This is a genomic window from Ideonella azotifigens, from assembly GCF_006519715.1.
GTDB lineage: Bacteria > Pseudomonadota > Gammaproteobacteria > Burkholderiales > Burkholderiaceae_C > Ideonella > Ideonella azotifigens.
Genome location: NZ_VIDT01000415.1, coordinates 1 through 5067 on the forward strand (window position 1 = coordinate 1; position 5067 = coordinate 5067).

General features: G+C 68.6%; 7 protein-coding genes and 1 pseudogene. 3 read left to right on the forward strand and 5 right to left on the reverse strand.

Going from position 1 to position 5067, the window contains the following annotated elements; all coding sequences use genetic code 11:
- Together FKP22_RS20750 and FKP22_RS20755 are read right to left on the reverse strand one after the other, a co-directional pair.
- Positions 1–229 (reverse strand): annotated as a pseudogene (locus FKP22_RS20750) (hypothetical protein); the annotation flags it as partial.
- 153 nt (positions 230–382) lie between these two features.
- A complete protein-coding gene (locus tag FKP22_RS20755; protein ID WP_141289595.1) occupies positions 383–793 on the reverse strand; it encodes a GlcG/HbpS family heme-binding protein in 411 nt (136 codons plus the stop codon).
- Positions 794–874: 81 nt separating this feature from the next.
- Between FKP22_RS20755 and FKP22_RS20760 the strand changes: the two genes are divergently transcribed.
- Positions 875–1408, forward strand: coding sequence for a YgjP-like metallopeptidase domain-containing protein (locus FKP22_RS20760; RefSeq protein WP_141289596.1), 534 nt, complete (start codon positions 875–877; stop codon positions 1406–1408).
- Position 1409: 1 nt separating this feature from the next.
- Here the strand turns inward: FKP22_RS20760 and FKP22_RS20765 are convergent, their stop codons facing one another.
- Positions 1410–1805 carry a methylglyoxal synthase gene (locus FKP22_RS20765; protein ID WP_141289597.1) on the reverse strand — a complete coding sequence of 132 codons (396 nt, stop codon included), beginning with the start codon at positions 1803–1805 and terminating at the stop codon, positions 1410–1412.
- A 40-nt stretch (positions 1806–1845) separates the two neighbouring features.
- Positions 1846–2661 (reverse strand): ParA family protein, encoded by an 816-nt coding sequence (locus tag FKP22_RS20770; protein ID WP_141289598.1) that lies wholly within the window; start codon positions 2659–2661, stop codon positions 1846–1848.
- A gap of 103 nt (positions 2662–2764) precedes the next feature.
- Between FKP22_RS20770 and FKP22_RS20775 the strand changes: the two genes are divergently transcribed.
- Both FKP22_RS20775 and asd read left to right on the forward strand, forming a co-directional pair.
- A complete protein-coding gene (locus FKP22_RS20775) occupies positions 2765–3343 on the forward strand; it encodes a DUF1415 domain-containing protein (protein ID WP_141289599.1) in 579 nt (192 codons plus the stop codon).
- 81 nt (positions 3344–3424) lie between these two features.
- Entirely contained in the window at positions 3425–4279 is an 855-nt protein-coding gene (asd, locus tag FKP22_RS20780) for an archaetidylserine decarboxylase (RefSeq protein ID WP_141289600.1), read from the forward strand.
- On the opposite strand, the gene FKP22_RS20785 is transcribed toward asd, so the two are convergent.
- On the reverse strand, positions 4276–5067 hold a 792-nt coding region (locus FKP22_RS20785), incomplete at its 5' end, for a trehalase family glycosidase (protein ID WP_259372455.1). The two genes, asd and FKP22_RS20785, sit on opposite strands and share 4 nt — an antisense overlap.

Sequence of the window (5067 nt, forward strand, 5' to 3'; positions counted from 1 at the left end):
CCGCTTGCCGTGCGCGCCAGGCCAGCATCGCGCTCAGCCAGGGCTGCAGCGCGAGCAGGTGTTGCAGGTAGTCGCCAAGGCTTGGCGCATCGCCTGCGATCGGCACCCGTTCGTCCAGCGCGCGGTGCAGGATCGCCGTGCGCAGGCGCAGTGCCTGCAGCACATCTTCAGTTCGCGCCCCGCTTGGCACGGTGGCGCCGACCGTGTCGGCAAAGGCGGCAGGCGGCATACGGGAGCGGGTTTTGACGAGGGGCGGGCATGCAGGGCGCATCTGCCGACGAGTGTAGTGGTCGCCTTTGGCCCCACTTGTCAGCACAGTCCTACATCGCCGCAGGACAGGCCCGCGTTCGGCGGTGACTGCCGCCCCGCGTGATCAAGGTGATCAGGGCAGCGTCAGCGCGGCAATGCCGGCCTTGGCGATCTGCGCGTCTTCGCTGGACTTCACGCCGCTGACGCCCACCGCGCCAATGACCTGGCCCTGCACGATGACCGGCACGCCGCCTTCGAGCATGCCTTCGAGGCCGGGCGCGCTGAGGAAGGCGAAACGGCCCTTGTTGATCACGTCTTCATAGACTGCGCTTTCCTTGCGGCCCAGCGCCGAGGTGCGGGCCTTGGCCGGGGCCATGTGCGCCGACATGGCCGGCGCGCCGTCCAGGCGGTAGTGGCCCAGCAGGTGGCCGCCGTCGTCGACCACGGCGATGGTGACGGCCCACTTGTTGGCCTGCGCCTCGGCGCGGGCGGCGTTCAGGATGGTGACGACGTCTTCGTGTTGCAGGACATGCTTGGTGATCATGGGGGCGGGTTCCTTCGCCTGAGCTGGCGGAATGAGGGTGGAGGGTGACAGCCGCAAGTATCCCGCGGCGACAATCCCGCCATGTCCACGCCCGTCTCGCTGATCCCGCAATACCTCGGCGGCTACCCGGCCTCGCTGCAGGCTCAGGCCCTGAAGCTGGCCGAGCAGGGCCGGCTCGGCACGGTGCTCGAATCCCGCTACCCCGAGGCCCACACGGTGCGCACCGATGCCGCGCTGTACGCTTACGTGCAGGACATCAAGGCCCGCGGCATGCGCCAGAGCAGCCCCGTCTCGATGGTGGTCTACGACACCAAGCTCAAGGTGCTGAGCCAGGCGCTGGGCACGCACACCCGCATCTCGCGCGTGCAGGGCGGCAAGCTCAAGGCCAAGCGCGAGATCCGCATTGCCAGCCTGTTCAAGGACGCCCCGGCCGACTTCCTGCGCATGATCGTCGTGCACGAACTGGCCCACCTGCGCGAAGCCGAGCACGACAAGGCCTTCTACAGCCTCTGCGAGCACCTCGCACCGGACTACCACCAGCTGGAGTTCGACACGCGGCTGTGGCTGCTGCAGCGGGCCTTGGCGGGCAAGCCGAAGCCTGCGGTCGAAAGCTGATTCAGCCGGCGGCGAGCGGCGAGGCCGTTTTGCCCGACTGCCAAGCCTGGAGCAGCAGTTCAGCACTGGCCAAATTCGTCGCGCACGGAATGTTGTGCACGTCGCAAGCCCGCACCAGTGCATTGATGTCCGGCTCGTGCGGCTGCGGGGTCATGGGGTCGCGCAGGAAGATCACGCCGTCCACGCCGCCGGTGGCCAGGCGGGCGCCGATCTGCAGGTCGCCGCCCAGCGGGCCGCTGAGCAGGCATTCGACGGAGAGTCCGGCCTCGTTTTTCAGGCGGCTGCCGGTGGTGCCGGTGGCCATCAGCGTGCAGGTGGCGAGCCAGGCGGCATGGCGGGTGGCCAGGCCGACGATCTGTTCCTTGCGGCCGTCGTGGGCAATCAACGCGATGTTCATGCCTGCATGCTAGCCAGCCGCGGTTACCGTGTCACAACGATCAGCCTGCTGCAGCCTTGGCGCTTTTACGGGTGGGCGTGGGGGCGGGAGGCTTGGTGATGGCCGCATGCAGCGCGACGAAGTCCAGCGTCAGCCCATGCGAAGGTGCCAGTTGGATCAGCGGCCGGGCCAGCTGGTGCGACTCCTTGACCTTCACGCTGGCGCCCAGGTAGGGCTGCAGCACCGGCAGGCCTTCGTCGATCAGCTCCTGCACCAGCTGCTGCGGCAGCCGGGCACGGGCCTGGAACTGGTTGACGATGATGCCGGCCACGACCAGTTCCTTGTTGTGGTCGGCCTGGATCTCCTGCACGTTCTCCAGCAGGGCGTAGAGCGCGCGGCGCGAGAAGTCGTCGCAGTCGAACGGGATCAGGCAGGCCTGCGCGGCGATCAGCGCCGAGCGGGTGTAGAAGTTCAGCGCCGGCGGGGTGTCGATCCAGATCTGAGCATAGTCCTGGCCCAGCTCGGCCAGTGCGTCGCGCAGCTTGTAGATCTTGTAGCGCGACTCCAGCTTGCCGTGCATTTCGTCCAGCGCCGGGCTGGAGGCCATCACGTCCAGGTTGTCGAACGGCGTGGCGCTGATGAAGTCCTGCAGCGCCGGGGTGCGCACGCTGAACTTCAGCTGCTGCTCGAAGAAGTCGGCCACGCCGGGTGGCGCTTCGTCGGCCCCGTCGCCCAGCAGGTAGCGGGTGGAGTTGCCCTGCGGGTCCAGGTCCACCACCAGCGTGCGCTGGCCTTGCGCGGCGCTGATGGCCGCCAGGTTGCAGGTGATGGTCGACTTGCCGACGCCGCCCTTCTGGTTGAACACCACGTAACGCATCTGCCGCTCCCTCCCGGTTTCGGCAACGGTCGAAGGACCGCCGCGGAGCCTCGATTGTGCATCGCAGCATGCGGCCGTGCCTGCTCGGCGCGACAATCGGCCGATGCCTGCTGCCGACACCTCTTTGCCGCTTTCCGCCGACGATTCGGCCGCTGTCCAGCTGGCCACCCAGCACTGGCTGGAAACCGCCGTCATCGGCCTGAACCTTTGCCCGTTCGCCAAGGCCGTGTGGGCCAAGCAGCAGGTGCGCATCGTTGTCAGCGGGGTGGACTCGCCGGAGGCGCTGGTCGAGGTGCTGCGCGCCGAGCTGCGCCACCTGGCCGAGACCGACGCGGAAACCACCGACACCACGCTGATCGTGCATCCGCGGGTGCTGCAGGACTTCCTGGACTTCAACGACTTCCTCGGCGTGGCCGATGGCGTGCTGGTCGACGAGGACCTGGAGGGCGAACTGCAGGTGGCGAGCTTCCATCCGCAGTTCCAGTTCGAAGGCACGGCGCCCGACGACATGGGCAACTTCAGCAACCGCTCGCCGTATCCTACGCTGCACCTGCTGCGCGAAGACAGCATCGACCGTGCGGTGGAGGCCTTCCCCGAAGCCGAGGCCATTTACGAGCGCAACATCGAGACGCTGGAGAAGCTGGGCCCTGCCGGCTGGCAGGCGCTGTTCCCGCCGCGCTGAACCCCGGCCCGAACGCCGGGCACGCCACGTGCTCGGGCCCTCCTACAATCCGCCGCCTTTCACTGTTCCCGCTCTTCCCCCATGTCCGACCGCCTGCGCGTGCTGCCCCAGTACCTGTTCCCGAAACAGGCCCTGACCTCGTTCGCCGGCTGGGTAGCCGGCCATGAGCGCGGCTCGATCACGACGGCCATCATCCGCGACTTCATCCGCCGCTACGGCGTGAACATGGCCGAGGCCGCGCAGCCCGATCCTGCCGCCTTCAAGAGCTTCAACGAGTTCTTCACCCGCGCGTTGCGCGAGGGTGCACGCCCGCTGGCCAAGGCCGGCCAGGTCTGCCCGGTGGACGGTGCGATCAGCCAGTTCGGCCCCATCCAGGGCGACCAGATCTTCCAGGCCAAGGGCCACCACTACAGCACCCGCGCCCTGGTCGGCGGCGACGCCGCGCTGGCCGCCAAGTTCGACAACGGCCACTTCGCCACCATCTACCTCAGCCCGCGCGACTACCACCGCATCCACATGCCCTGCGCCGGCAGGTTGGTGCGCATGGTCTACGTGCCCGGCGACCTGTTTTCGGTCAACCCGACGACCGCGCGCGGCGTGCCCGGGCTGTTCGCCCGCAACGAGCGCGTGGTCTGTGAGTTCGAGACGGCGCATGGCCCGTTCGTGCTGGTGCTGGTGGGGGCGACCATCGTTGGCAGCATGGCCACCGTGTGGCACGGCGTGGTCAACCCGTCGCGCACCGGCGAGCTGCGCGAATGGCGCTACGGCGCCGACCATGCTGCCATCGAACTCGCGCAGGGCGCCGAGATGGGCCGCTTCCTTCTGGGCTCGACGGTGGTGCTGCTGTACCCCGCTGGCCCGCTGCTGTTCAACCCGGACTGGCAGCCGGGGGGCGCCGTGAGGCTGGGCGAAGCCATGGCGAACTGGCACGCCTAAGCAGGCGGTATCCGCTGCCGCGCCAGCAGCGCGGCGGTGACGCCATTGGTCCAGCCAAAACCGTCCTGCAGCGGGTATTCGCCGCCGCCGCCGCCGTGCGGGTTGTGCTGCGCGTCCTGGTCCAGCGCATATTTCTCGACCAGCCGGCCCTCGCGTTCATAGACCGCCTGCACCGTGGCCAGCCAGCGCTGTGCGATGGTATCGGCCAGCGCGTGTTCGCCATGATCGTCCAGGCCGCGCACCGCCATCCATTGCAGCGGCGCCCAGCCGTTGGGCTGGTCCCATTGCTGGGCGCTGGTGTGCTCGGTGGTGGCCAGCCCGCCGTGGGCCAACAGGCGCTGTGAAACCGTGCCGGCGATGGCCTTGGCCTGCGCGGCGCTGGCCAGGCCAACGAACAGCGGCACGACCGTTGCGGCGGTGAGGCTGCGGCGCTGTTCGCCGCGGCGCCAGTCGTGATCGAAAAACGCACCTTGGGCGTCGTTCCACATCAGCTCGTTCATCGCGGCCTTGCGCAGCCTGGCCTGCTCCTGGTAGTCCCGTGCGGTGGTGCGGGCGCCGGCCAGCGCGGCCAGTTCGGCAATGCGGATTTCCAGCTTGTAGAGGAAGGCGTTCAGGTCGACCGGCACGATGTCTGTCGTGCAGATGGTGGACAGGCAGGCGCCGGAAGCCGGCCGCGGTGAGCCCTCGGAAGGCGAGGCGGGCGGGGTCTGCTCGCTGAGCCAGCGGGTGCTGAAGTCCCAGCCCGATTCGCAGGCGGCGCGCAGGTCGCGGTAGACCTCCGCCGGCTC